Source organism: Actinomadura sp. 3N407 (assembly GCF_052245875.1).
Classification (GTDB): Bacteria; Actinomycetota; Actinomycetes; order Streptosporangiales; family Streptosporangiaceae; genus Spirillospora.
The window spans coordinates 76,908-101,277 of sequence record NZ_JBQQBP010000002.1 but is presented as its reverse complement, the minus strand read 5'-3'; the positions used below and the strand labels follow the sequence as shown (position 1 = coordinate 101,277).

At 70.9% G+C, this 24,370-nt stretch carries 24 protein-coding genes and 2 pseudogenes; 13 read left to right on the top strand and 13 right to left on the bottom strand.

Annotation, left to right across the window (positions count from 1 at the left end; all coding sequences use genetic code 11):
* The first annotated feature begins 46 nt into the window (after window positions 1-46).
* The gene (locus ACTWPP_RS04550) at window positions 47-1,957 is read left to right on the top strand and encodes a TIM barrel protein (protein ID WP_443102797.1); all 1,911 of its coding nucleotides are present in this window, start codon (window positions 47-49) and stop codon (window positions 1,955-1,957) included.
* 115 nt (window positions 1,958-2,072) lie between these two features.
* Here ACTWPP_RS04550 and ACTWPP_RS04545 read toward each other — a convergent pair whose 3' ends face one another.
* From ACTWPP_RS04545 to ACTWPP_RS04525, 5 genes and pseudogenes are all read right to left on the bottom strand, one after another.
* A complete protein-coding gene (locus tag ACTWPP_RS04545) occupies window positions 2,073-2,294 on the bottom strand; it encodes a methyltransferase family protein (RefSeq protein ID WP_443103404.1) in 222 nt (73 codons plus the stop codon).
* 138 nt (window positions 2,295-2,432) lie between these two features.
* Window positions 2,433-3,026, bottom strand: a complete 594-nt coding sequence (locus ACTWPP_RS04540; RefSeq protein WP_443102796.1) for a TetR/AcrR family transcriptional regulator — start codon at window positions 3,024-3,026, stop codon at window positions 2,433-2,435.
* Window positions 3,027-3,389: 363 nt separating this feature from the next.
* Window positions 3,390-4,550 carry a N(5)-(carboxyethyl)ornithine synthase gene (locus ACTWPP_RS04535; protein ID WP_443102795.1) on the bottom strand — a complete coding sequence of 387 codons (1,161 nt, stop codon included), beginning with the start codon at window positions 4,548-4,550 and terminating at the stop codon, window positions 3,390-3,392.
* A 141-nt stretch (window positions 4,551-4,691) separates the two neighbouring features.
* Window positions 4,692-5,424, bottom strand: a pseudogene (locus ACTWPP_RS04530) (SDR family oxidoreductase); the annotation flags it as partial.
* A 55-nt stretch (window positions 5,425-5,479) separates the two neighbouring features.
* A pseudogene (locus ACTWPP_RS04525) lies at window positions 5,480-5,650 on the bottom strand (hypothetical protein); the annotation flags it as partial.
* 296 nt (window positions 5,651-5,946) lie between these two features.
* Here ACTWPP_RS04525 and ACTWPP_RS04520 point away from each other — a divergent pair.
* The 5 genes from ACTWPP_RS04520 to ACTWPP_RS04500 all read left to right on the top strand — a co-directional run bounded on the left by ACTWPP_RS04520 (window position 5,947) and on the right by ACTWPP_RS04500 (window position 8,461).
* The gene (locus ACTWPP_RS04520) at window positions 5,947-6,789 is read left to right on the top strand and encodes an SDR family NAD(P)-dependent oxidoreductase (RefSeq protein WP_443102794.1); all 843 of its coding nucleotides are present in this window, start codon (window positions 5,947-5,949) and stop codon (window positions 6,787-6,789) included.
* A gap of 41 nt (window positions 6,790-6,830) precedes the next feature.
* Window positions 6,831-7,163, top strand: a complete 333-nt coding sequence (locus ACTWPP_RS04515; protein WP_443102793.1) for a YnfA family protein — start codon at window positions 6,831-6,833, stop codon at window positions 7,161-7,163.
* A gap of 302 nt (window positions 7,164-7,465) precedes the next feature.
* Complete coding sequence (locus tag ACTWPP_RS04510; RefSeq protein WP_443102792.1) at window positions 7,466-7,990, top strand: TQO small subunit DoxD; 525 nt, start codon at window positions 7,466-7,468, stop codon at window positions 7,988-7,990.
* A complete protein-coding gene (locus tag ACTWPP_RS04505) occupies window positions 7,987-8,349 on the top strand; it encodes an Rv1678 family membrane protein (RefSeq protein ID WP_443102791.1) in 363 nt (120 codons plus the stop codon). The genes ACTWPP_RS04510 and ACTWPP_RS04505 overlap by 4 nt, the downstream gene beginning before the upstream one ends.
* Window positions 8,339-8,461, top strand: coding sequence for a hypothetical protein (locus ACTWPP_RS04500; protein WP_443102790.1), 123 nt, complete (start codon window positions 8,339-8,341; stop codon window positions 8,459-8,461). Before ACTWPP_RS04505 ends, ACTWPP_RS04500 begins: the two co-directional genes overlap by 11 nt.
* A gap of 205 nt (window positions 8,462-8,666) precedes the next feature.
* On the opposite strand, the gene ACTWPP_RS04495 is transcribed toward ACTWPP_RS04500, so the two are convergent.
* From ACTWPP_RS04495 to ACTWPP_RS04485, 3 genes are all read right to left on the bottom strand, one after another.
* Window positions 8,667-11,075: an FAD-binding and (Fe-S)-binding domain-containing protein gene (locus tag ACTWPP_RS04495; protein ID WP_443102789.1), complete on the bottom strand. Its 2,409-nt coding sequence runs from the start codon at window positions 11,073-11,075 to the stop codon at window positions 8,667-8,669.
* A gap of 46 nt (window positions 11,076-11,121) precedes the next feature.
* Window positions 11,122-12,234 carry an enolase C-terminal domain-like protein gene (locus ACTWPP_RS04490; RefSeq protein WP_443102788.1) on the bottom strand — a complete coding sequence of 371 codons (1,113 nt, stop codon included), beginning with the start codon at window positions 12,232-12,234 and terminating at the stop codon, window positions 11,122-11,124.
* A gap of 152 nt (window positions 12,235-12,386) precedes the next feature.
* Window positions 12,387-12,824, bottom strand: a complete 438-nt coding sequence (locus tag ACTWPP_RS04485) for a hypothetical protein (protein WP_443102787.1) — start codon at window positions 12,822-12,824, stop codon at window positions 12,387-12,389.
* 211 nt (window positions 12,825-13,035) lie between these two features.
* Between ACTWPP_RS04485 and ACTWPP_RS04480 the strand changes: the two genes are divergently transcribed.
* Both ACTWPP_RS04480 and ACTWPP_RS04475 read left to right on the top strand, forming a co-directional pair.
* Window positions 13,036-14,088, top strand: a complete 1,053-nt coding sequence (locus tag ACTWPP_RS04480) for a hypothetical protein (RefSeq protein WP_443102786.1) — start codon at window positions 13,036-13,038, stop codon at window positions 14,086-14,088.
* Window positions 14,089-14,113: 25 nt separating this feature from the next.
* Complete coding sequence (locus tag ACTWPP_RS04475; RefSeq protein WP_443102785.1) at window positions 14,114-14,398, top strand: hypothetical protein; 285 nt, start codon at window positions 14,114-14,116, stop codon at window positions 14,396-14,398.
* 4 nt (window positions 14,399-14,402) lie between these two features.
* Here ACTWPP_RS04475 and ACTWPP_RS04470 read toward each other — a convergent pair whose 3' ends face one another.
* Both ACTWPP_RS04470 and ACTWPP_RS04465 read right to left on the bottom strand, forming a co-directional pair.
* Entirely contained in the window at window positions 14,403-14,720 is a 318-nt protein-coding gene (locus ACTWPP_RS04470; RefSeq protein WP_443102784.1) for a hypothetical protein, read from the bottom strand.
* Complete coding sequence (locus ACTWPP_RS04465; protein ID WP_443103403.1) at window positions 14,720-15,175, bottom strand: molybdopterin-dependent oxidoreductase; 456 nt, start codon at window positions 15,173-15,175, stop codon at window positions 14,720-14,722. The genes ACTWPP_RS04470 and ACTWPP_RS04465 overlap by 1 nt, the downstream gene beginning before the upstream one ends.
* Before the next feature lie 365 nt (window positions 15,176-15,540).
* Between ACTWPP_RS04465 and ACTWPP_RS04460 the strand changes: the two genes are divergently transcribed.
* The 3 genes from ACTWPP_RS04460 to ACTWPP_RS04450 all read left to right on the top strand — a co-directional run bounded on the left by ACTWPP_RS04460 (window position 15,541) and on the right by ACTWPP_RS04450 (window position 18,129).
* Window positions 15,541-16,275 carry a GntR family transcriptional regulator gene (locus tag ACTWPP_RS04460; RefSeq protein WP_443102783.1) on the top strand — a complete coding sequence of 245 codons (735 nt, stop codon included), beginning with the start codon at window positions 15,541-15,543 and terminating at the stop codon, window positions 16,273-16,275.
* A 134-nt stretch (window positions 16,276-16,409) separates the two neighbouring features.
* Window positions 16,410-17,690 carry a hypothetical protein gene (locus ACTWPP_RS04455; RefSeq protein ID WP_443102782.1) on the top strand — a complete coding sequence of 427 codons (1,281 nt, stop codon included), beginning with the start codon at window positions 16,410-16,412 and terminating at the stop codon, window positions 17,688-17,690.
* A gap of 85 nt (window positions 17,691-17,775) precedes the next feature.
* Entirely contained in the window at window positions 17,776-18,129 is a 354-nt protein-coding gene (locus ACTWPP_RS04450) for a hypothetical protein (protein ID WP_443102781.1), read from the top strand.
* Between the two features lie 143 nt (window positions 18,130-18,272).
* On the opposite strand, the gene ACTWPP_RS04445 is transcribed toward ACTWPP_RS04450, so the two are convergent.
* Complete coding sequence (locus ACTWPP_RS04445) at window positions 18,273-19,091, bottom strand: alpha/beta fold hydrolase (protein WP_443102780.1); 819 nt, start codon at window positions 19,089-19,091, stop codon at window positions 18,273-18,275.
* 157 nt (window positions 19,092-19,248) lie between these two features.
* Here ACTWPP_RS04445 and ACTWPP_RS04440 point away from each other — a divergent pair, with 157 nt between their 5' ends.
* The gene (locus ACTWPP_RS04440; RefSeq protein ID WP_443102779.1) at window positions 19,249-20,814 is read left to right on the top strand and encodes an Nramp family divalent metal transporter; all 1,566 of its coding nucleotides are present in this window, start codon (window positions 19,249-19,251) and stop codon (window positions 20,812-20,814) included.
* 143 nt (window positions 20,815-20,957) lie between these two features.
* Here the strand turns inward: ACTWPP_RS04440 and ACTWPP_RS04435 are convergent, their stop codons facing one another.
* Window positions 20,958-21,155 carry a hypothetical protein gene (locus tag ACTWPP_RS04435; RefSeq protein WP_443102778.1) on the bottom strand — a complete coding sequence of 66 codons (198 nt, stop codon included), beginning with the start codon at window positions 21,153-21,155 and terminating at the stop codon, window positions 20,958-20,960.
* Window positions 21,156-21,172: 17 nt separating this feature from the next.
* Here ACTWPP_RS04435 and ACTWPP_RS04430 point away from each other — a divergent pair, with 17 nt between their 5' ends.
* Window positions 21,173-23,434 carry a glycoside hydrolase family 3 protein gene (locus ACTWPP_RS04430; protein ID WP_443102777.1) on the top strand — a complete coding sequence of 754 codons (2,262 nt, stop codon included), beginning with the start codon at window positions 21,173-21,175 and terminating at the stop codon, window positions 23,432-23,434.
* A gap of 140 nt (window positions 23,435-23,574) precedes the next feature.
* Here the strand turns inward: ACTWPP_RS04430 and ACTWPP_RS04425 are convergent, their stop codons facing one another.
* A complete protein-coding gene (locus ACTWPP_RS04425) occupies window positions 23,575-24,330 on the bottom strand; it encodes a helix-turn-helix domain-containing protein (protein ID WP_443103402.1) in 756 nt (251 codons plus the stop codon).
* Between the last annotated feature and the right edge of the window lie 40 nt (window positions 24,331-24,370).

Below are 24,370 nucleotides of genomic sequence, written 5' to 3'. Positions count from 1 at the left end.
CGAACCGCCCGCCCAGGAACGGAGGGCGGAGATGGAGGGAAGGACCATGCGACGGTCGATCGCGACGGTGTGCCTGTCGGGCACGCTGGAGGACAAGCTGAGCGCGGCCGCGGCCGCCGGTTTCGACGGCGTCGAGATCTTCGAGAACGACCTCCTCGCCTGTCCGCTCAGCCCCGAACAGGTCGCCGAACGCTGCGCCGGCCTCGGCCTGACCGTCGAGCTCTACCAGCCGTTCCGCGATTTCGAAGCCGTCCCGGAGGAGCTGCACCTGCGCAACCTGCGCAGGGCGGCGCACAAGTTCGCGCTGGCGCGGCGGCTCGGCGCCGGGACCGTCCTGGTGTGCTCGTCGGTCGCGCCCGAGGCCGTCGACGACGACGCCCTGGCCGCAGGGCAACTGCGCGCACTCGCCGACGTCGCCGCCGACCATGGGGTCCGGGTCGCCTACGAGGCTCTGGCCTGGGGGAAGTTCGTCCGGACCTGGGAGCGTTCGGCGGACATCGTCCTGCGGGCCGACCATCCCGCGCTGGGTCTGTGCCTCGACAGTTTCCACGTGCTGTCACGCGGCGGCGACATCGCGGGCATCTCGGGGTTCCCCGCCGAGAAGCTCTTCTTCCTCCAACTCGCCGACGCCCCGCACCTGCGCATGGACGTGCTCCAGTGGAGTCGCCACCACCGGCTCTTCCCGGGGCAGGGAGCCTTCGACCTCGCCCGCTTCACCTCGCGGGTGCTCGCGGCCGGCTACCCCGGCCCGCTGTCGCTGGAGGTCTTCAACGACGTCTTCCGGCAGGCGCCCCCCGACCGCGCTGCCGTCGACGCGATGCGTTCCCTGATCGTGCTGGAGGAGGGGCTCGGGCGCCGCGATCCCGCAGCGGCCCGCCGTGAGACCGCAGCGGTGGCCCGCCGCGACCCCGCAGCGGTGGCCCGCCGTGGACGCGCCGCGCCGCCCCCGCCCGCACCGGCGCCGGAGGGCTTCGCCTTCGTTGAGCTGGCGGTCGACGCCGAGTCCGGCACCGAGGTGGCCCGGACCCTGGCCGCCACCGGTTTCGCGCACATCGGGCAGCATCGGTCCAAGCCGGTGCAGCTCTGGCAACAGGGCGACGCCCGGGTCCTGCTCAACGCCACCGGCACGGCCCGTGCCGCCATCGGCGCGTTCGCCGTCGAGACCGGCGACCCGGAACGCTCGGGGCGGCGCGCGACCGCGCTGCTGGCCCCCGCCCTGCCGCGGACCCGCGGCGCGGCCGAGGCCGACCTGACATCGGTGGCCGCCCCCGACGGCACCGCCGTCTTCTTCTGCCGGACCGGCGCCCCGGACGGCTGGCTCGGCGACTTCATCCTCTCCGGCACGCCGGGACCGGCCCGGACCGGCATCACCGCGATCGACCACCTCGCCCTGTCGCAGCCCTTCGACGCGTTCGACGAGGCGACCCTCTTCTACCGGTCCCTGTTCGGGCTCGCGCCCGAGCACGACGCCGAACTCGCCGCGCCTTTCGGGCTGGTGCGCAGCCGGGCCGTCACCGACCCCGGCCGCCGGCTCCGCCTCCTGCTCGACGGGACCCTGCTGCGCCGCGGCTCCTGGGCCCCGGCCGTCCCCGACCCCCAGCACGTGGCCTTCCACACCGACGACATCTTCCGCACCGCGCAGGCCCTGCGCGACCGCGGCGCCCCGCTGCTGAACGTCCCCGCCAACTACTACCACGACCTGGACGCCCGGCTCGCCCCGGCCCCCGCCCTGCTCGCCGCACTTCGCGAGCACAACGTCTTCTACGACCGGGACGGCGACGCCGAGTACTTCCACCTCTGCACCGAGATTCTCGGGTCGCGGGTCTTCTTCGAGATCGTCCAGCGCTCTTCCGGCTATACCGGTTACGGCACCGCCAACGCGCCCGTCCGCATGGCCGCCCACCGCGCCGCCCACACCCGAAACCACACCGCCGCCACCGCGGGAACTCGCGAGTGACAGGCGCTCCACGGGTGCCGCCGCACTCGCCGACAATGCCGTCACACCGCGGCGGCACCCGCGTGCTTCCCCGACCGGAGTGGCGGAACGTGACCGGTACCTGGATGGATTCTGCTCAATAGATGAACGGGACCAGCTTCTTCGCCTGCCGCTTGTACGTGGCGTAACCGGCGAACTGCGCCTCCAGCCAGCGCTCCTCCCGCCGCGCTTTGAAGTCGAAGAACACGAAGAGAATCAGCGCTCCCACCACGGTGGCGGGGCTGCTCCAGGCCAGGCCCCAGCCGAGCAAGAACACGGTCAGGCCGGTGTAGATGGGATGGCGGATGACGGAGAAGATGCCGTGCTGCAGCGAGCAGGCCGCCCGCCACGGCGAGGGCGCCGGGCCAGGAAGCCGAACGGATACCGAGCACCGGCGCGAGCAACGCGGCCAGTATCAAGACGGACTGCACGACGACATACCAGGCCCCTTTGCCGCTCATACCTGTTCCTCCAAGTCTTCGACCGCGGCGGCGCCAAAGCGCGACACCGACTCCAGAAATTCACCTGAGAGCGGCGTCCCCCGGGTGGCGTGGGCCAGGATCATGCCCCCCACCATCAGTGCCAATGAGCCCAGCGCCGCGTCTCGCGGGGCCCGTGGGCCGGTGGGATCGGCGCCGGCCTCGAACGCCTTCGCCATTTCCGCCATCTCCTCGGTGAAAACCGTGGCGGCACTTCCGTCGCGAGCCGCGTCGATGGCCGCCATCGGCATCGGGCAGCGGTGACGAACATCGTCCCGATGCCGTTCAGAGAAGTACCCCTGCATGGCCGACTGCAGCCGGAGCCGCCAGCCGTCCTCATCGGGGCGATCGAGGAACTGTTCGCGCCGGTCGAGCATCGCCTGCCGGACCGCCTCCTCGGCAAGCCTCCCCTTGGACGGGAAATGCGCATAAAATCCGCCGACGGTCAGGCCCGCGCCGGCCATGACCTCGGAGACGCTCACGTCGGCCAGCCCGCGTTCTCTGAGCAGGTTCACCGCAGACCGAACGATCCGTTGCCGGGACTCGGCTTTCTGTCGTTCCCGCTGACTCATAGTATGAGCATAATACGAGCCCCCCTGGAGGCCCGACGTCCCACCGAACCCCCGGGACATGTCAAAGATCATCGTGCTGGGGACGGCGCCGGTGACGCTCACAGCGGACGCCACGTCATCGTCCTCGCCCATATCTGACCGCGCACCGCCGGGACGCCTGGGACCCAGCTATAGCCCGTCCCAACCCACACGGGTTCGGTTTGGGGGGCCTTGCCGCCTTCCCTTGCGGCAAGGCCCCCAACGCCTGTTCACCGTCCCGGTCTCCACGGCACGCACCGAAGCCGAGGCGTCGAGGGGACCGGCGTCCCACCCTCACGACCACATACAGGCCCCTGGCCTGCCGGCGGTCCTCACCCCACGGCCCTAGCCCTCAGGGTTCGTGGTGTGCGGGTAGTCGGGGGAGCGGTGCTGGAACGACAGGATGGCGGGGTTCTGGACGACGCCGTCGCGGATCTCGACGGCCCGCCGGATGGTCTTGTCGGCGTCCCAGGCGGCGGGGCCCGCGAGGACGGTCGACAGGTGCGGTATCAGGGCCTGGCTGATCTCCCAGGTCGCGGAGTCCCACAGGTAGGAGGGGCTGTGGTCGACGCCGTAGTGGCGGATGTTGCGGCCGACCGTGAACATGGGGTCGGTGAACGTGGTCGGCCGGGCCCATTCGAAGCCCATTCCCGCATCGCAGGAGACGTCGACGATGAGGGTGTCGGGGGAGAAGAGCGGCAGGTCGTCGTTCGTGGCGAACATCAGCGGGGCGCCGGTGTCCTGCAGGACGCAGTTGACGACGATGTCGTGCCGGGCGAGGAAGGCGGCCGTCGCGATCGGGCCGTCATCGGTGAGGGCGCGGGTGCGGGCTGGGGCCTCAGGGTCACGGTCGAAGTGGACGATCTGTGCGGAGTGGATGGGGGAAGCGACGGCGCTGACGCCCCGGTGGGTCAGGACGTGGACATCGTGGATGCCGTGGGCGTTGAGGGCCGTGACCGCGCCCCGGGCGGTCGCCCCGAAGCTGATGACGGCGGCGCGGCGCCGCCGGCCGTAGGCGCCGGTGGAGCCGGTGAGGGCCAAGGCGTGCAGGACGGAGGAGTAGCCGGCGAGCTCGTTGTTCTTGTGGAAGACGTGCAGGTTGAACCCGCCGTCCGGCGTCCAGTGGTTCATCGCTTCGAACGCGATCAGTGTGAGCCGCCCGTCGATGGCGGCCTGGGTGAGCTCCTGATCCTGGACGCAGTGCGGCCAGCCCCACAGGATCTGGCCGGGGCGCAGTTCCTTGAGGTCGTGGGGCAGCGGTTTGAGCAGCAGGATGACGTCGCAGCGGGCGATGAGCCGGTCGCGGGGCAGCAGCCCGGCGACATGGGGAGCGAGTTGCTCGTCCGGGATGCCGAAGCTCTCGCCGTAGCCGCGTTCGAGGTAGATGCGCGACCGCAGCCCCGGGTCGATCCGCTGGAGGTGCAGCGGATGTATCGGCTGGCGGTGCTCGTTCTCCTTGGCCGTGCGCGCCAGGACGCCGAGGCTCAGGCCGGGCCCCGGGTTCATCCGTGTCGCCAAGGAGCCGGGGCGATGAGGTCTCTCAGGAGCGGCAAGACGTCCCCTCTCGGGGGGTGAGCCGGTGGGGCGAGTCAGCCTCTGGGCTGGATGTCGCGGTTCCCCGGCTCTTCCGACTTTACTTCAGGAACTTCAGGTGCCGTCCTCCACGGCCGCGCAGGGTCGCTCGGCGGCGCGGGCGATGCCGCGGCACATCCCTCCGAAGATCCGGTCGTGGAACGGCCGGAACGCCCACCAGTACGCGTGGCCCGCCAGTCCCCGCGGATGGAACAGCGCCCGCTGCGTGACCAGGGTGCGGCCGTCCTCCTCCGACACCCCCAGTTCCAGCCAGGCCAGGCCGGGCAGCCGCATCTCGGCGCGCAACCGCAGCAGCCGTCCCGTCTCGATCTCCTCCACGCGCCAGAAGTCCACGGTCTCTCCGATGCGCAGCCGCCGCGGGTCCCGGCGGCCCCGCCGCAGCCCGACACCGCCCACCAGCCGGTCGAGGACGCCCCGTGCCCGCCACGCGATCGGGAACGAGTACCAGCCGCGTTCCCCGCCGATCCCCTCGATGACCTCCCACAGCCGCTCCGGCCTCGCGTCCGTGCGGCACGACCGGTCGTCGGTGTAGAGACTGCCGCCGGTCCAGTCGGGATCCGTCGGCAGCGGATCGCTGGGGGCGCCGGGGGACGGCGGCCGACGACCAGCGTGTGGCGACGTCCGCTTCACGGACCCGGCGCAGCGCCAGCGCGACCGAATCGTCGAAGCCGATCGGGCCCTCCGGCGGTGGCGCGACATACCGGCTGATGTCGTTCTCGCTGCAGACGACCTCGTTGCGCAGCGACTCCACCAGAGGGCGCGCGAGACCACCGGGAACCGGGGTGATCGCGCAGCCGCCGCGCCGACCGCGCCATGCACCGCACCCGGTGACCGGCGTCCAGCAACTCGGGGACGAGTCGCCCCCCGATGTAGCCGCCGGCACCCGTCACCAGGCACAGGTCTTCGCGCGTGGTGTCCGAGTGGTGATCCACGACCGGCCTGCGCTTCCGGGCGGCTATCGCATCGCCGCCGGTTCGAGACCCGCTGTCCCGAGCCGGTTCGATGCGGCCCATGAGGCGATCGCCGCGCCGACCGAGGCGACGCCGGCCGCGTACACGAGGGTGGATTCCACGCCCCGCCCGTGAAGTGTGCTGATCATTTCTCCCCCCTGGTCGGACGCTGCCTACCCGGCGCCGACGTGCACAAGCGCACCGTGACCGGATTTTGCCCGGTGACCGCGCCGGCAGACCACGACCTGGTCTGATCGGAGGCGGCGTCCAAAAACCGGCCGCGGCCGACCCGCGCACACGGCGAGCCACCCGGTGGCCGCTGTAGGGGGTGCGGGACGGCACTGGCATGCTGGATGGTGATGTGGCATCGGCAGAAATCCGACGGGGTCGTCCTGATCACTGGGGCATCCTCGGGGATCGGCAGGGCGACGGCCCAGCTGTTCGCCGAGAACGGCTTCCGGGTGTTCGGGACGAGCCGCCGCGACCGCCCCGACGAGCACGGCGTGGAGATGCTGCGGCTGGACGTGCGCTCCGACGAGTCCGTCGCCCATTGCGTGAACCAGGTGCTGGACCGGGCCGGACGCATCGATGTGCTGGTCAACAACGCCGGGATCATGCATGAGGGGTTCGCGGAGGAAACGACTCTGCAGGACGCCCACGCGGTGTTCGCGGCCAACCTGTTCGGCGTCGCGCGAGTGACCAACGCCGCGCTGCCCGGCATGCGCCACCGCCGGCGGGGCCGCATCATCAACATCGGCTCGCTGGCCTCGTGGGTCGGCGAGCCGGGGGAGGCGTTCTACGCGGCGTCCAAGGCGGCCGTCGCTCGCTACACCGAGGCCCTTCGGCATGAGGTGTGGCCGCTGGGCATCTCGGTCAGCCTGGTGGAGCCCGGTGCGTTCACCACCGGCGTCCTGAAAGCCTCGTCGGCGTCCGAAGCGGCCATCGCCGACTATGACGGTGCGCGCGAGGCCGCCCGCCGCACCCTTCGGCAGAGCCTGCGAGGCGGCGGCGACCCGGACAAGGTGGCCGCCCTCATCGTCAAGATCGCCCGCGCCCGGTCGCCGCGGTACCGCTACGGGGCAGGACGCGACGGACGCTGGGTACCGCTCCTGAAGACCCTCATGCCCCAGCGCCTTCTCGACCGCCTGCTGCGCCGCAGCTTCGGCCTCTCTCCCCGTCACGACACCGGCCCGACGTCCTAGCCCCTGCAGCACCCGCACACCGCTTTCCTAAGGTGCTCGCCATGACCGTGCTGCGCTCCATCGCCTTGTTCGCCCTGGCGGCGTTCGCCGAGATCGGCGGCGCCTGGCTGGTCTGGCAGGGCGTGCGCGAGCACCGCGGCCTGGCCTGGGCCGGCGCCGGCGTGGTGGCGCTGGGCCTCTACGGATTCGTGGCGACCTTGCAGGCTGACGCCCACTTCGGCCGCATCCTGGCCGCCTACGGTGGCGTGTTCGTCGCCGGATCACTCGCCTGGGGCATGGTCGCCGACGGGTTCCGACCCGACCGGTGGGACATCACCGGCGCCCTGGTCTGCCTGATCGGCGTCGCGGTCATCATGTACGCGCCGCGTGGCTGACCGCCGTCTCCTCCGGAACCAGCGCCGCCGTGACACAGGACACCCTGACCGCCTGCGGCACCTCGGCCCACCTCTTCCGGCCGGCCCGCCCCCTCGTCCCCGGAGACCCGGTCGTGAATCGCCTTCACCAGGGGCCACCGGTACGAATCGCCACCGGTCGCACTCCTCCACGGCCCTGCGGCGGCGCCGGCCATCACTTCTCTGAACCGGTGGACGTTCGCAGTTCGTAAGGACCCGGGGTATTGGTGAACGCCGTCTCCCGGCGGTTGAATTGGACAGGTCAATTTCCCGGAGGAGGTGCTATGGACGAGCCGGTCGGCGTCGCAGGCACGCCCGTGGCGTCGAAGGCGGGAATTGCCGTCGTGCGCGTGGGCGTGGCCCTGATGTGGATCCAGAACTCGGGGTGGAAGTATCCGCCGCACTTCGGGGAGAAGAACAACGGCGCGTTGTATAGGTTCACGCGATTTGCCATCGATTACGAGGTATTTCCGCCGTGGGCGTGGTTCGTGGAACATGTCGTTCTGGAGAATTTCGTCTTCTTCGGGTGGGCGACCCTGCTCGTGGAGGCGTCCCTGGGGGCCTTCCTCCTGATCGGCCTGCTGACCCGGTTCTGGGCGCTGGTGGGCATGGGGCAGTCCCTGGTGATCACGTTCTCGGTGCTGTACGCGCCGCACGAGTGGCACTGGGCGTACTTCCTGATGCTGCTGGCCCACCTGGCGCTGCTGGCGACCGCGGCGGGCCGCGCCTACGGGATCGACGAGCTGTGGCGCCCGGTCTGGCTTCGGTCGCCGAACCGCGCCGTCCGGCTCCTGGGGAGGTTGTCGTGAAGGCTCCGGATCGTGCCGTGCTCGCCCTCGGCCTGGCCTCGCTGGTCAGCGTCGTCTTCACGGCCGCCGAAGGGGACCCGTGGGAGATGGTCGCGATGCCGGGGACGGCCGTGGTGATCGCCGCCGTCCTGGGCGTCCTGGCGGGAGTCGCGGGCCTCCTCGGACTGCGGATCCCCGCGATGGCGGCGGGGGCCGCCTTCCTGGCGGCGGCCGTGGTGGTGCCGGTCGAGCAGTCCCTCGGCGAGAAGTGGATCGAGGGCACCGGGTCGACCTTCTCCCTGTGGCTGGGACTGGGCGTCGGACTCCTGGCGGCGGGTCTCGCCCACCGCGACGACGAAGGGAACCGCCATGAATCCTGAGAACCGGCTGGCACCTGTCCTGGAGGCCGCGGCCGCGACCGCGATCCGAACCCGCCACACCGACCACCGCCACACCACCGAAACCGCGGCCCAGCACTTCCCCTGCGCCTGACCCGCGATCGCCCGCCCCGTCATCGAACGCCGCACCCCACGGCTACGCCCGAAGTACCCACTCAGTTCTGCCGGCTTGCGCCCGCACCGAAGCACCGCCTCCGCAGTCACGTTCAGCACCGGGCTACCGCAATCCGGCCTGGCGGCCCCTGCGCGTCAACGATGACCGGACGGCGGGGACCGCCCCAGCGGGCCAGCGGTCGCCGTCAACGACGGTAAGGACCACGGCGGCCGCGTCTTGCCCGTCCTGCGCTTCGTCGGCGCAGGGCGTGATCGGCGGCGAATGCCGCGGCTCCGCAGGCGGCGGCCACCGCCGAGACGCGGGCGGCACGGTAGGTCATGGGCGGAGCCGGCTTCCGTTCGCCGTCGCCGTGAATCCGCTCCGGCCGGCCGGGCGGGAGACGGCCATTCTGGTCGCGGACGAGTTGCATCAGCTGGGCGACGTGCAGGGCTCGCCGTCCGGTCTTGGCGTGTTCGATCTGCGTCCGGCAGGAGAAGCCGTTCGCGACGATGGACGTGGTGTCCTCGGCTTCCCGGACGGCCGGGAGCAATGCCTGTTCGCCGCAGTCCATCGAGATGTCGTACTTTCCGGATTCGAAGCCCCAGGAGCCGGCGAGGCCGCAGCAGCCGCCCTTGAGGCTTTCGGTGTCGAGCCCCATCTGCTCCAGCAGTTTCTTCTCCGGGTCCATTCCGCCGGTGGCGCGATGGTGGCAGTGCCCCCACAGCAGGGCCTTCCCTTCGCCGGACAGCTTGGGCGGAGTGATGCCGTAGGCCTGGAAGAACTCGGCGAAGTGGTGGGAGGCGGCGGCGAGCCGGGCCGCGTCGTCGTCATGCGGCAGGAGCTGGGTGAGTTCGTCTTTGAAGACGGCCAGGCAGCTCGGCTCCATCCCGACGACAGGCGTGCCGGCCCGGATATGCGGGCGCAGAACGTCCAGGACGCGGTGGAGGTACCTTTCGGCGGCGCTGAGGAAGCCGTAGTCGTAGAGCGGACGCCCGCAGCAGACATGGCCCTCGGGCATGATCACCCGCCAGCCCGCCGCTTCGATCGCCTCGACGCAGGCGACCCCCACATCGGTGTGGAAGTGGTTGTTGGACGCGACGAGGTCGGCGGCGTCCTGCATGAAAGCCCGGTAGCGTGCGATTCCCCGGGTGCTGCGCAGGTCGAAGCTCATGCGGGAATGAATGCAGCCCTGCGCGAAATGGCCGTACATGGCGCCCTCGATCCCGTGCCGGTCCATGAGGCGGCGCAGAGCGCGGGTGTACTCGCCGACTCGGGGCGGAGGGACGGCCGAGTCCTCCCAGCCGGGCCAGTGGTCCTCACCGGGCGGGAACGCCGTGGATCCGAGACCGGCCTCACGGATCGCCCACAGATCCCCGCTCCAGCCGCCTTCCTGAGCGCTCTTGACCGTGACCATCCGGTCCGGGGCGTACCTCTTCTCCCTGGTCAGCCAGTCGGTGAACCGCTCGGCCTGGACCAGCGACTCTTCGGCGGTGTCGGCACCGAACTGGACGAGAAGCCACGCGCCGCCGCCCTGGCGCGGCAGCTCTTCGATGTCGGGGACATTCTTGTTCTGCATCTGCTGGTCTTCGATCAACCGGTGGTCCAGCGCCTCCAGACCGATCGGACGGAATCGTTCGACGATCTCCGAGCAGTTCTCGGCTGCGTCCGCGAGTTCGTCGTACTCGACCACCACGAGCGTCCGCTTGAAAAGGGCGGGGGTGAGCAGGAGCACGCTCCGCAGGGCCGTCGCGCAGGTGCTCTCGGTGCCGACCAGGGCGCGCGCGACGTTGAATCCGTTCTCCGGCAGGAGCTCATCGAGGTTGAAGCCCGAGACGCGCCGCGGCATCTCCGCCACGGACGGGAAGCCGGCGCGGATGGCGTCGGCATAGCGTTCCCGCAGGTCGCGCAGCGCGGCGTAGATCTCGCCCTTGCGCCCGCCGGCGGCGATGATGTCGTCGAGGTGTTCCTCCTCGTTCACACCGACCCAGAAACGGTCGCCGCCGTAGGTCACGACCTCCATGGCGTGGACGTTGTCGGAGGTGCGCGGCCCCGGCCCGTACAGCTGCGACTGGACGGAGTGGATGCCGCAGGAATTGTTGCCGATGTTGCCGCCGATCACGCATCGCGAGTGCGACGACGGATCGGGGCCGAAGACCAGGTTCCACCGGCCGGTGTACCGGTTGAGCTCCTCGTTGATCACGCCCGGCTCGCAGGTCACCCGGCGCTCGTCGACGTCGATGCCCGCGATTCGGGTGAGGTATTTGGAATGGTCGATCACGACGGCGTGGTTGACCGTCTCGCCGGACAGGCTCGTCCCGCCGCCGCGGTTGAGCACCGGGGCACCGTACCGTTCGCAGATCCGGTGGACGGCCACCACGTCGTCCAGCGTTCTCGGGATCACCACGCCGATCGGAACCTGCCGGAAGTTCGAGGCGTCGTTGGCGTACATCGCCTTCGACCCGGCGTCGAACCGGACCTCTCCCTTGACCGCCTTGCGCAGTGCGCGGGACAGCTCGCGGACCGCGATGGTCTGCCGGCCCCGCAGGGCTCCCGGAATCGAGGGATCGGTCTTCGCCGGGACCTCCTGGGTCCGCGCTGCGCGGGTCGTTGCCATGTGAAGGGTCCCCATTCTGCGGCTGCGGTCGCGGTTGCGGGAAAGGTCAGGTCTGTCGGCTGCCGTACACGCGGCAGGGCTCCGCGTCGTCCCACTTGACCTGGAGGCCCAGCCCGGGACGGTCGGCGGCGGGCGCCAGCATGCCGTCCGCGGGGCTGAGGGTTCCGTCGAAGAGCAGTTGCTCCACGCGGACGTGGTCGTGGAAGTACTCCAGGTGGCGGAGCCGCTTCACGGCGCAGAACGCGTGCACGGAGGCGGCGGGGGCGCAGTGCGCCGACAGGTCGATCTGATGAACCGACGTCAGTCCCGCCACCTGGAGGAGTCCCGTGATGCCGCCGCACCGGGTGACGTCGGCCTGCAGGCAGTCCACGGCCGGTCCGTCGAGCAGCTCGGCGAAGTCCTTGAGGATGAATCCGTACTCGCCGGCGGCCACGTCCAGCCCGCCGGGGCCCTGGTCGCGCACCAGCCGCAACCCCGTGGTGTCGTCGGAACTGACCGGCTCCTCGAACCAGCGGACGCCCCACTCCTCGGCGAACCGCCGCGCCCAGTACAGGGCCTCCTTGCGGGTCAGGGCGCCGTTGGCGTCGGTGTACAGCTCCGGCCCGGACCCGATCGCCTCCCGGACGGCCGTCAGCCGCCGCGGGTCCTCCCCGGGCCTGCGGGAGGTCTTCAGCTTCACCCGGCCGATGCCCTGCTCGACCCAGCCGGCGAGCTGGCTGGTGAGCCGCTCCAGCGAGTAGTTCGTGAACCCGCCGCTGCCGTAGACGGGCACCCCGTCATGGAAGGCGGGCAGCACCTGGAACAGCGGAAGCCCGAGCAGCCGCGCCTTGAGGTCCCACAGCGCGATGTCGACGGCGGACACCGCCATCGCGCCGGCACCGGGACGTCCGGCGTTCCGGATCCCGGCGAACATGCGATGCCAGGCCGCCGCCGGGGCGAGCGCGTCACCGCCCCGGACGACGGGCGCCAGCTTCGAGTCGATGAAGGCGGCGACCGAGACGTCCCCGTAGGTGTACCCGATCCCCGTACGGCCTTCGGCGCGCACCTCCACGAGGATCATGGTCGTGGACTCCCACCGGAGCGTGCCGTCCTCCTCCATCCCTTCCGGACCGTCGGTGGGGACCTCGAACGCGTGGGTCCGCACCTCCTCGACCCTCACACGTCCTCCCCTCCGGCTCGGCGCTGGGACCTTCTCCTAACTACCTCCGGAAGTCCCACCGAAACGATCCGGCCGGCGCCGCTCGAAGAACGCGGTGCCAAGGGGACACCCGCGATGAGCGGAAGCACCCCGCGACGAGCATGGCGGGCCGGTCACCGGATGGCCGCCCGTCGCGGCCTGCTCAGGGCGGACGCGATCTCCTCCAGCCGCCGCGCCGCCGCCGGGGAATCGGCGAGGGTGAGGGTCAGCCCCGGATGGCGCAGCAGGCCCGTCGGCTCCGAGCCGGGGACCGGCCGGTGGAAGCGGACGCACACGCCCTGCTCGGTGCTGGTCCCCAGGGTGAGCCCGCGGTCGGCCATCGACATGCGCACACCCATCACCTTCCAGGAGGGGAAGGGACCGGTGACCTCGGCGCCGGCGATGTTCTCCAGGGGCGAGCGCACCGTCCATGGACCGAAACGGACGACCAGCCTGGTGGCGGTGATCAGGGCATGGCACGTGTCCGGACGGATTCCCAGCAGCGACAGCGGGCGCCGCAACCGGCGGTCGAAAGCGAACTCGAAGCGCTCGCCATCGGTTGGTGAAGGCATCACAACTCCCCAGTGATCAGGCGTTTTGGGGTGACTACCCGTACTGGCGGCGACTACCGCGAGCTACATCAAGAATGCGTAAGGACGCTCGCCATGCCTGGGAGATCCTCCGTTTGCGGCTCCCGGGGCCGGGTACTCGGCTGCAGGGCGCCGTGCGGCTGCTGTTTGGGATCGGCGGTGCCATGCCGGCGAGCGGCTGATGGGGGAATCGATGGGCTTCGTGCGGACCCCGGTGCGCCGGTTCGCCGCTCTCGCGGGGGTGCTCGCCGCGCTCACCGCGCTCGCCGCGTGCACGGCCGGTTCCGGGCCCGACGGCGAGGCCGGGGTTGGCGACGTGGCGGTGCGGCCGGTCACGGTCGCGGTGCGGGAACCGGTCTGGTCGGACGGGGCACTGTTCGCGCCTGTCGAGGACAACAGCCGGGTAGCCAGGATCGACCTGGGCGAACGGCCGCGAACGACACTGTCCCCGCCGCTGGAGATCGGCCACGACATCGTCGTGGACCGCGGGGTCCGGGATGCGGTGTACGTGCCGCAGCCGTCGCTCGGCCGGGTCGCCATGCTCGGCCGGCGGGATCTGCGCCTCGCCGGTACGTTCCGCGCAGGGCCCGCCCCGTCCTCGGTGGACATCGACGGCGGGTCCCGGGCGTTGCTGGCAATGTCGAAGGACGGGTCGGCCGTGACCGCCGTCCGGCTGCGCGGGCTGCGGACGCTCGGAACGGAACCGGTGCGGGCCGGACCGGACGCCGAGGTGGACGGCCCCATGCGGGGAAGAGCGATCGAATATCACGTCTCCGGTCCCTGGGGCATCGCCGGCTACAAGGGTGAGCCCGGGTCGGTGAAACTGCTGGACCGGATCGATGTGCCGGTCCACCGCAGCACGGTGGACCAGATCGACGTCACCCGCAGCTATGTGGCGGAGGAGGGCACTGATCGGCTCCTCGCCGTCGGTGAGCGTCCGGGTGGCGCGAAGGGTCTGGAGGTGCTGGCGCAGGCGCGCCTCGACGCCCCCGTGGAATACGTCGGCGCGGACGATGTGCGGATCTACGCGGCGACCGCGACGAGGCTGGTGGTGTTCGAGACCGAGGCCTTCGTGGGCCACGAGGACGCGCGACTCGAACCGGTCGCCTCCGTCGGATTCCGGGCCGGCCTGCCGGACCCGCTGCGGACCGCGCGGCTGTCCGGCCTCGCCGTCGGCGATGAGCGCGTTCATCTCACGCTGTCCGGCCACCCCTACCTGTTGAGCATCGGCAATCCCGAGCTGTGAGGATGTGCGGGTCAGAATGGGCAAGGTGGGAGTGAGCGAGGACCTCGAACTGCTCGAGGCCCAGGTGCGGGCACTGCGCGAGCTGGCCGGCGGCGAGCGGGACGGCACCCGGATCTACGACTTCGGCGTCCGCTGGGGCACGTATCTCTCCGGCCGGCTGGAGAGGCTTGAGCACTATCACCGCGGCGGCGACCTGAGCGCCGACGAGCACGAGCGATACACCGCGCTCCGGTCGCGGCTGCGGGAGGTTCTGCCGATCATCGACGAGCTGGGGCTCGGCCGCCCGCGGATTCCGCTGCCGGACGCCTGAGCGCTCACGGCGGGGCGCCGGCCCGCCCCGGCTCCCTGCCCCCGGCGGGTTCCTCCCCCGGTTCGAAGAGATCGGTCTCCTGCATGCGGACGCCGATGCGGGGGGCGGGGCATGCCGGGTCGGTGCAGGTGAGCCCGACCAGGTACATGTCCTGCTGCTCGCTGCGGAAAAGGAAACCGAGGTAGAGGGCGTCGCCGACGTCGAACTCGGCCGACCCGCAGCCGGCGCACCGGGTCCGGTGCCGTCGCAGCCGCTTGGCGACCCGGTCCCGCTGCTTGCCGGTCAGGACGGTGAGCTCGGGGCGGGTGGGCTCGCTCGCCATCAGATCCCCACGTTCTTGTCGTAGAAGACGTTGTCCTCACGCCATCCGCCCATCCCCTCTCCGATGCCGGAGTAGTCGCGGACGAACTCGATGCGCGCGATCCACTTGGCCATCTTGAACCCGACCTGGTTCTCCACCCGCAGGCGCAGCGGGGCGCCGTGCTTGATGGGCAGCGGCTCGCCGTTCATCTCGTAGGCGAGCAGGGTGTGCGACTGACACGCCACCCTGAGGTCGATCACCTCGTAGAACTGGCCGGCGCCCTGGGCGCTCGGCTCGTCACGGCCGGAGTCCTGCATGGTCAGGAAGCAGACATAGCGTGCCTGCGGCAGAGGTCTGGCCAGTTCCACCAGGTCTCGCATCGGCAGGCCGGACCACTCTCCGATGCTCGTCCAGCCCTGGACGCAGTTGTGCAGCACCCGCTGGGTCTGCCGGGGCAGGTCGCGCAGGTCGGCCAGCCGAACCCGGCGCCCAACGCCTGTCCGGTGACCAGCAGATACAGGTGGATGGCGCCCACCCCGAGGACCAGCATGACCCCGACGCGGTGGTCGTCCGCGGAAGGTTCAACGAGAAGTACCGGTAGAAGGAAACGATCCTCCCGGCACCCGTCCAGCGCAACAGGGCACTGCTCGAACGGCCCCCGCCGGGCATGCCGCCACCCCCTCCCTCATGCCGAGCAGCACGGAACCGGGGTGTGACTACCCGTGCCGTCCGACCCCTAACGGACGTCCCGTCCACCGGAAAGCGGGACGGGCCTTACGCTGTCCCGCATGCGGAGCTCACAGGCGTGCGCTGGGCCGTTCGGGAATGGGGTACGGGCGTCATGACCCGCGGGACGGTGGTCGAGCAGGTCGCCGAGCAGATCGCGTTCGCGATCGCGTCGGGGCGGCTGCGGGCCGGGGAGCGGCTGCCGTCGATCCGGCGGCTCGCCGGGGAGCACGGGATCAACCCGTCCACGGTCCAGCTCGTCCTGGGGCAGTTGCGGGCGGCGGGGTTCGTGGAGATCCATCACGGGGTCGGTGCCGTGGTCCGCGATGTCGAGGCGTACGGCGGGGTGGAGACGTGGCGCTACCTGTTCCGGTTCTCGCGGAGGCTGCCCGACCTGGCGGTACGGATCCTCCGGGACATCCTTGAGACCCTGCGCATGTTCTACGAGTCCGTCGCGGACAGGGTCGAGGCGAACCCCGGCGCCTACGACCCCGCGCCGGCGCGGCGGGCGTGGCGGCGCCTCGACATGCTGGCGCGGGACGAGAAGGCGGGCCCGGCGGACGTCCACCAGGGCGTGCTGGAGGTCCTGCGAGCGGGGTCGATGGCGGTCGGCGGCGGCGTCTTCCTCGGGGTGCTGAACTCGCTCGGGCCGATGCTGGCCGAGGTCCCGGAGGTGCTCGACGTCGTGTTCGACGCCCCCGGCGTGCACGTGTGGTGGTGGGACCAGCTCATCAGCGCCTGGGAGGCGGGGGACATGGGGCTCGCCCGGCAGGCGATGGACCTCCTGGACGACTGGCACGCGGAGGTGCTTGGGCGGCTGCGCGTCGCGCTGGACGCGCAGGTCGGCTGAGGTCCCGGGGACGTCGTTGTGAGTTCGGGCAGAAGTTCGCCGATCGGAAACCGCACACCGGTTCCTACTCGGGGGTCAACTGTGTGACACACACTGTGGGACGCATCCCGATCCCCGAAGGAATGAGGGACCACATGCGACTCCCCCCGACACCACGCCCCGCCGCTCCTGGGCGTCCGGCACGTCCCAGACCGATCCGCACCGCGATCCTGTCCGCGGTCAGCGCGCTGGCCATGCTGGTGCCCACGCTGGTGGCGCCCCCGGCGGCCAACGCGATCCCCCCACAGGACCTGCCGGCGATCGGCGTGGACACCGGCCGGTTCAAACTGCCGATCGCCTGCACGATCAACTTCGCCGGAGTGCTGCCGGTGCTGTGGCTGCCCCTGGACGTCGACATCCAGGGGGTCGCGCCGGTGCAGCTCGGTCCGGGCCAGGAATTCTGGCTGACGCAGGGCTCGGGCAGCATCACCTTCCCGGACTGGCTGACCACGCTGGCCCCGATCCTGGGCATCGACAAGGCCGACGCGACGGTCAGCGACATGTCCATCGGCGCGACCAATGCGACGCCCGACGCGGTGAACCTCGCCGAGGACCCGATCACGCTCACCGACATCCCGGTCGAACCGGGCGAGCCGCTGAAGGTCGGACTGCCCGCGCCGGGCCAGGACCCGTTCGACGTGGGGCCGTACACCGCCCCGCGGAACGGCAAGGTCACGCTTGGCTTCAACAGCGCGTTCGCGAAGGTCGACCTGAAGTCCTCGGCGGGCTTCTCGCTGCCGATCACCGCGGACTGCAAGCCGCGGGGCGGCAACGCGCTGCTGACGATCGCGGTCGGCGGGGAGACCGGGCAGCCGCCCGCGAAGATCCACGGCGCGCCGCTGAACTTCCCCGAACCCAGGTCGGGTGAACTGGCGGGCATCATCAACGCGCCCTACCAGTGCACCTGGAACGGGCAGCCGCACGACGTGGGGATCGCGGTCGGCGCCGACGGCATCCCGCTCACGGTCGGCACGTCGGGTTCGTTCTCCTTCACCAACGCGTCCGGGGCGCTGACGGTGCCGAAGGAGACGGTGAACAGCCTCCTCGACCAGGGCGTGCGGACGGTCTCGGGCAAGGTGTCCGAGCTGAACCTGGTGGTCGAGGGCGGCACGCCGCAGACCCTCAACGTCATCCCGGACCAGGGCGTCTCGATCCCCGCGACGACCCTGGTGCGCGACCAGCGGCTCGTCGTCCCGCTGCCCGCGGACGGCACGCTGACGGCGGGGCCGTTCAAGCCGTCGCCCGGATCCCAGAACGTCCGGGTGATGCTGGGCGGCGCCGCCGCGCAGCTCGCCTTCGACGGCGGCGCGCCCACCCGGGCGACCTGCGGCAAGCCGTCGCCGTCCGTCTACCTGGTCGACAACCCGGTGACCTGACGCTCCGACCGGTACCCGCCATGCCCGCGGGCCGTCCCCGGTTCAGCCGGGGACGGCCCGCCCCTTCCGTCCCGAGAGGTTCCTGATGAAGCTCACCTTCGGCCAAGGCCGCCTCGCGGTCCTGCCACTGGCACTGGTGCTTTCGTTGAGCGCCTGCGGGGGGAGCGGCGACGATGCGGGCGGTACCGCCCCGCAGACGGCGACTCCTCCTTCCACGCCCGCTACGCCGACGCCCGCCACCCCGTCCCCCGAGCCCGGCTCGGCCGCCCCGAGCACCGCGCCCCCCAGCTCGATCCGCACTTTGACGGACTGCCTGCGCCGGCACGGCATCAAGGTTCCGGCAACCGGCGAGCAGTGGACGCCGCCACCCGGCTATGACCCCACGAAGGCACAAAAGGCGCTCAAGGCATGCCTCCAAAAGCAGACGGGAGGCAACTAGAGCCGGTCACCGGGTCTTGCCTCGGTCATGCCGTCCGCGCCCGCCCCTGGTCGGCAGGTGCGGGCGCGGGCGTGTCCGGCTTTGAGGGTCACTCGGTGTGCGCGGCCTGGGCGGTGACGCGCTGGATGGCCTTGACGGCGGCATCAGGCTGGTCGAGGTAGATGTAGTGTTCGCTGGTCTTGGCGGTGCTGAGGTTGCTGCGGCTGGACACCGCGAGCCACTTGCGCTGTCCCTCGGACCAGGACTGCTCCAGGCGGGGCCCGTACTCGGGGGACGGCCGCCAGGAACCGCTTGCCGTGCTGGATCACCTGGGCGGGGATGTTCCCGGCGGAGCGGACCGCGGCGTCGGTGATGGTGAGCTGCTCGGGGTTGTCGCCCTGGCCGATGGCGAGGGCCTGCTCGCGCAGCTCGGCCGCCGGGCCGGTGGCCGAGGCGGGGATGGTGTCCTTGATGTCGGCGACCGAGGTGGGGGAGGTGGCGTCCATCAGAACCAGCCCCTTGATCCTGTCCTCATGGTCGGGGGCGTACCGGGCGGCGATCATCCCGCCCAGCGAGTGCCCGGCCAGCACGCCCCGGCGGTCCCCGGCGACCCGGTCGAACACCCCGGTCAGGATCTTCCCGGTGTCGGCGAAGGTCTGCGGCCCCTCGGGCCGGTCGCTGGCGCCCTCACCGAGCCGGTCGTAGACGCAGACCCGGTTCTTTTCGCTCAGGGACTTCTGCAGGGCGGCCATCTTGCCGAGCCCGTCACCCAGCCCGGGCAGCAGGACGACGACGGGCTTGTCCGTGGCCGAGCCGCCGGCGCACGACACGTTCACCGACCGGCCCTCGACCTTGATCTTCTCAATGCCGGCGAAGTTGTCGACGGGCTTCTGCCGTGCGGACGCCCGGTGACGAGCACACCGCCACGCGCCGAGGCCGGCGGCCCAGACGGCAAGAACAGCACTTTCGGGCTCGGCGCACACGCGCTCGCAGCCCTCCGCGGCGGAACGAATATTCTATTTGAAATAAATTCCGCAGACGGCCGCAATCGACGCCGATGCCTCTTGTCGAGGGCACCTCCCTGGCGGATCATGCAGGCAGCCGAGGAAGTCGGGGGCATGTTCCAGCGGGAGGCGCCCCATGACCGAGACCCCCGAGCCGACGGGCGGGGTTCCCGAGGACCCCGGCAGGGCACCCGAGGACGGGCCGGCGAAGGCCACCGTGACCGGGCAGTACAAGCTGGGGGTGAGCCGCCCCGACCTGGCGGTCACCGATCTGCCCACCCCCGAGGAGGTCTTCGGCGTCCGCCGGATCGGTCCCAAGGAGCTGGTCAAGTACGCGGTCGGCCCGAGCCTGATCGCGCTCGGCATCTCCATCGGCAGCGGTGAGTGGCTGCTGGGCCCGCAGGCGGTCGGCCAGTTCGGGTTCGAGGGCGTCGGCTGGATCATTCTCGTCTCCGCGCTGCTGCAGACCCTCTACAACATCGAGTGCTCGCGGTACGTGGTCGCGACCGGTGAGGTGCCGGTGGTGGGCTGGGGCCGCGTCCCGCCCGGCTGGTTCCTGTGGGTGCCGGCATCGGTGTTCCTCGTCCTCTTCGCGTTCATCGCCGGCGGCTGGGCGGCCTCCGCGGGGGAGGGGCTGTACGCGCTCTTCCATGCCGAGACCGCGCCCGAGGGTGCCGAGGAACCGCGGATCTGGGCGATCGCGCTGCTGGTGGTGGTGTTCCTGATGGCCGCCGCGGCCCGCCGGGTCTCCCGCGCGCTGGAGCTGGCCAACTGGGTGCTGATCAGCGTCATCCTGATCACGCTGCTGCTGCTGTGCGTCTTCCTGGTGCCGCTCGGAATCTGGTGGGACGGCATCACCGGCTTCGTCACCCCGGCGGCGCCGCCGGAGGGCATCACCGCCACCCAGCTCGGCGGGCTCGCCGGGTTCACCGCGCTGGCGTCCGGGCTGAACTGGTACGTGATGGGCCACTACCGCGACAAGGGCTATGGCATGGGCCACCGGGTCGGGTTCATCGCGGGCCTGAGAGGTCGGCGCGTCGATGTGCTGCCCAGCGGCGTGACCTTCCCCGACGACGAGAAGAACCGGGGGCTGTGGAAGCGCTGGTACCGGCTGCTGCTCACCGACATGTGGGGCGTCTTCTTCGCCGGCGCGATGATCGGCATGCTGCTGCCGACCATCTTGATGGCCCACGCGGTCGAGATCTCCGGCCGGGAGGTCACCCAGGAGAACGTGCCGACCTTCGTGGCCGGCGCCCTGGACGCCGAGTACGGCCGCTGGCTGTTCTACATCGCGCTGATCCTGGGCGTGCTGGTGCTGTTCACCACCCAGCTCGGCATCTTCGAGGCGATGGTGCGCGTGACCACCGATGCCGCGCACGCCACCAGCCCCAGGCTGCGCGCCCTGCTGGAGGGCGACCCGCGGCGCTTCTACTACCCGTTCATGCTGCTGCTACTGGTGATCATCGGGGTCATCCTGCACCTCGCGCTGCCGGTCAGCCTGGTGCAGTGGTCGGCGAACATGTCCAACCTGGGCGCGCTGATCTTCCCGTTCATGCTCATGTACCTCAACAGCAGGCTGCCGCGCCCGGCCCGGCCCCGCCCGTGGCACTACGTCATCCTGATGCTGAACTTCCTGTTCTTCGGGTTCTTCTTCCTCAACTTCATCGCCGACTTCATCGGCGACCCGCTGGTGACCTTCTGATCATCGCCGCCACCCCGCCCACCCTCGCGGACCACGGCGAACACCGGGAGCGCCGCACCCCGGCCGCGGCGCTCCCGGGCGACTCAGTGAGCCTTTCAGTGAGACGTTGTGATCACGACATCGTGTGGCAGCCGGCCGCCCGCCTAACGAGCAGCCCCGGCCGGCGGTCCCTTCTCGTCGTATTCCGGCGGGACCCGTTCGAGCGGCGCCGATCCGGGGAGCCGGTCGTCCGGAGGGGCGGTGGAACGGCGGTGGATCAGGCTCGGGGTGACGGAGAAGCGCACCGCCGAGTTGCGGCCTTCGCTGCGTTCGAGCAGGAGCCGGCCCGCGGTGCGGCCCATGAAGGTCCCGTTTGGTCATGTCCGACGGGCCGATCGGAGTGCGCGGCACCCGGTGGCGCGGCCCCGAACCTTCGATCGCGCTGCCCAGCCCCACGGCGATGGCCGCGACATGGGACCCCGGCCTCGTCCGCCGGGCCGGAAACCTGCTCGCCGCCGAAGCCCGCCGCAAAGGCGTCCACGTCCTGCTGGCGCCCACGATCAACCTGCACCGCTCCCCGCTGGGCGGCCGCCACTTCGAATGCTTCTCCGAGGACCCGCTTCTCACCGGTGAGATCGGAGCTGCCTACGTCATCGGCGTCCAAGAGGGCGGGGTCGGGGCCACCGTCAAGCACTTCGTCGCCAATGACTCCGAGACAGACCGGATGACCGCGAACGTCGTGCTGGACCAGCGGACGTTGCGGGAGCTGTATCTCGCGCCCTTCGAGCACATCATCGAAAAGGCCCGCCCGTACGGGGTCATGGCCGCCTACAACAGCGTCAACGGCCCCACCATGACCGAGCACCGCGAACTGCTGAACGACGTGCTCCGCGGCGAATGGGGATTCGACGGCGTCGTCGTCTCCGACTGGTTCGCGGCCCGCCACACCACCCGTGCCGCCGTCGCCGGCCTCGACGTGGCGATGCCCGGCCCGGCCACGGTCTACGGTCCGGCCCTCGCAGCCGCCGTCCGCGACGGACGAATCTCCGAGGAGCACGTCAACGAGCACGTCGCCCGAGTACTGACATTGGCCGAACGAGTGGGCGCGCTCGGACCGCCTGCCCCGGCCGTCACCGGCGAGGTGGACGGCCGAGCAGTAGCCAGGCGAATGGCGGCACGGTCGACGGTGCTGCTGCACGACAACGGCGTACTGCCCCTCCCGCCCGAGCAACGGATCGCACTGATCGGCGGCCTGGCGAAAGATCCCCGGGTGATGGGCGGGGGCAGCGCCCAAGTCCACCCCCAACACGCCGTCTCCCCGCTCGAAGGGCTGCTCGCGGCGGGCGCCGAAGTGACCTACGCGCGCGGCGCAGACCCGAGCACGAGGTTCCGGCCCGCCGCGGACGGCTTCGAACTGACCGCGACCGTGCGCGACGCCACAGGGCGCATCCGGGCCGAAATGCCGCTGCCGGACGGCGCCATCATGTGGCACGGCGACATGCCCGCCGAACTCGACCCGGCCGACGTCCACTCCGTCGAGATCTCCGGCACGTTCACCGCACCGGCTGCCGGAACCCACCGCCTCGGCATCGAGGGGGCCGGAGCCTTCCAGCTCACCGTGGACGGCGAAGTGCTCTTCGACGACCAGGTGCCGACGGCCGACATCACCGACCTGGCCGGTGCCATCTTCGCCCCGCTCCAGCATGAAGTGGCCGTGCAGCTCGTCCCCGGCCGGCAGATCACCGTCAGCCTGCTGCACACCGACCCTCCATTTCTGAACCCGGGCTTCTTCCCCGCCGTGTCCTTCGCACTCGGCCACCGCGCCCCCGACACCGTCCGCGACCCGGAGGACCTCCTGGCCGAGGCCGTCGAAGCCGCCAACCAGGCCGACGTGGCCGTCGTGGTGGTCGGCACCTCCAAGGACGTCGAAAGCGAAGGCTTCGACCGCACATCACTCGACCCCCCTGGACGCCAAGACGAGCTCGTCACGCGAGTGGCGGCGGCCAACCCGAACAAGATCGTGGTCGTCAACGCGGGTGCACCCGTCCCAATGCCGTGGCGCGACGATGTCGCGGCGATCCTGCTCACCTGGTTCCCCGGCCAGGAAGGCGGCCACGCCCTGGCCGACCTATTGCTCGGCCATGCCGAACCCGGCGGACGCCTCCCCACCACCTGGCCGGCGACCCTGGACGACTGCCCCGTCACAACGGCCGCCCCCGGCGACGGCATCCTGCACTACGAGGATGGAATCCGCGTCGGTTACCGCGGCTGGGAACGAGCCGACACGCCACCAGCCTTCGAATTCGGATCCGGCAAGGGATACACCACCTGGACATACGAAGAAGCCACCCGCAATGGCGACCAAGTGACCGTCCGCGTACGCAACAGCGGCGACCGACCCGGGCGCGAAGTCATCCAGCTCTACCTTCGCCCCGAAACCGACGACCCCAACCGCCCCAAGCGCTGGCTGGCCGGTTTCGCGACCGCTGAAGCCGCACCCGGCGCAAGCGCCACCGTGGTCATCGACGTTCCCGAACGCTCCTGCCAAATCTGGACCGACCAAGGCTGGCACAGACCACCCGGTGCCTACCTGATCGAGGTCTCCCACTCCCTGACCGACACCCGCCTGACCATCCCATAGCCGTTCACCGGGGGGCGGCCGGCTCGGCCGGTGTCCCGGCCGGCGGCAGCGGTCGCCTGGACGCCTCCCGCCTCCGGCGCCATGGGGTCGGCGGCCATCCGGTCGGGTTCGTCTCGTGCTGTGGCCGTGGGGACGGCGCTCTATCCGTGATCTGAGCTCGGCTTGGCGTTGCCGTCCGAGGTCGTTTCGGTTTCGGTGTAGAGGAGGTCGCGGGCCTGCTCGGCGGCGCGGGTGATGCTCTCGCCGACGAAGTCGAGAAAGCGGGCGATGTTCTCCAGGCGGGCGGCGGCCGGGGTGCCGGAGCCGAGGACGGCGACGCCCTGGCGTGCGGTCGCGACGAGCTGGTCGTTGGTCTGGGCGCTGCGGATCATCGACTGGTACCAGAGTTGGTCGTCGACGACGTAGCGCTCGCGACGGCCTTCGGCGGCCTCCCGGCGGACGAGGTCGAGGTTCTCCAGGAAGGCGATCGCTTTGGAGATGGAGGCCGGGCTGACCTGGAGGCGCTGGGCGAGTTCGGACGCGGTAAGGCTGCCGGAGTCGGTGGTGTAGAGGGCCCCGAGCACCCGGGCCATCATCTTGGGCAGGCCCGACTCCATCATGGCGGTGGTGAACGTCTCCGCGTACTCGCGCACGGCCTCGGCGTCGCGTCCGTGCGGCAGGGGGCCTGAGTCCGCCCCCCGGGGCGCGGCCTGCGTGCGCCGGTGGGCGCGGCGTTCGCTGGCGCGGTGGGCCAGGTCGGCGCGGTAGGCGGTGGGGCCGCCGTTGCGCATGACCTCACGCGTGATCGTCGAGGTCGGGCGGCCGAGACGTCTGGCGATCTCGGCGTAGGCGAGGCCGTCGGCCAGCCCCAGCGCGATCTGCTGGCGGTCCTGCTGGGTGAGCCTGCCGCCCGGCATCCTGACTCCCTTCATGCCCACGGGTGCTCCATGGCGCCGC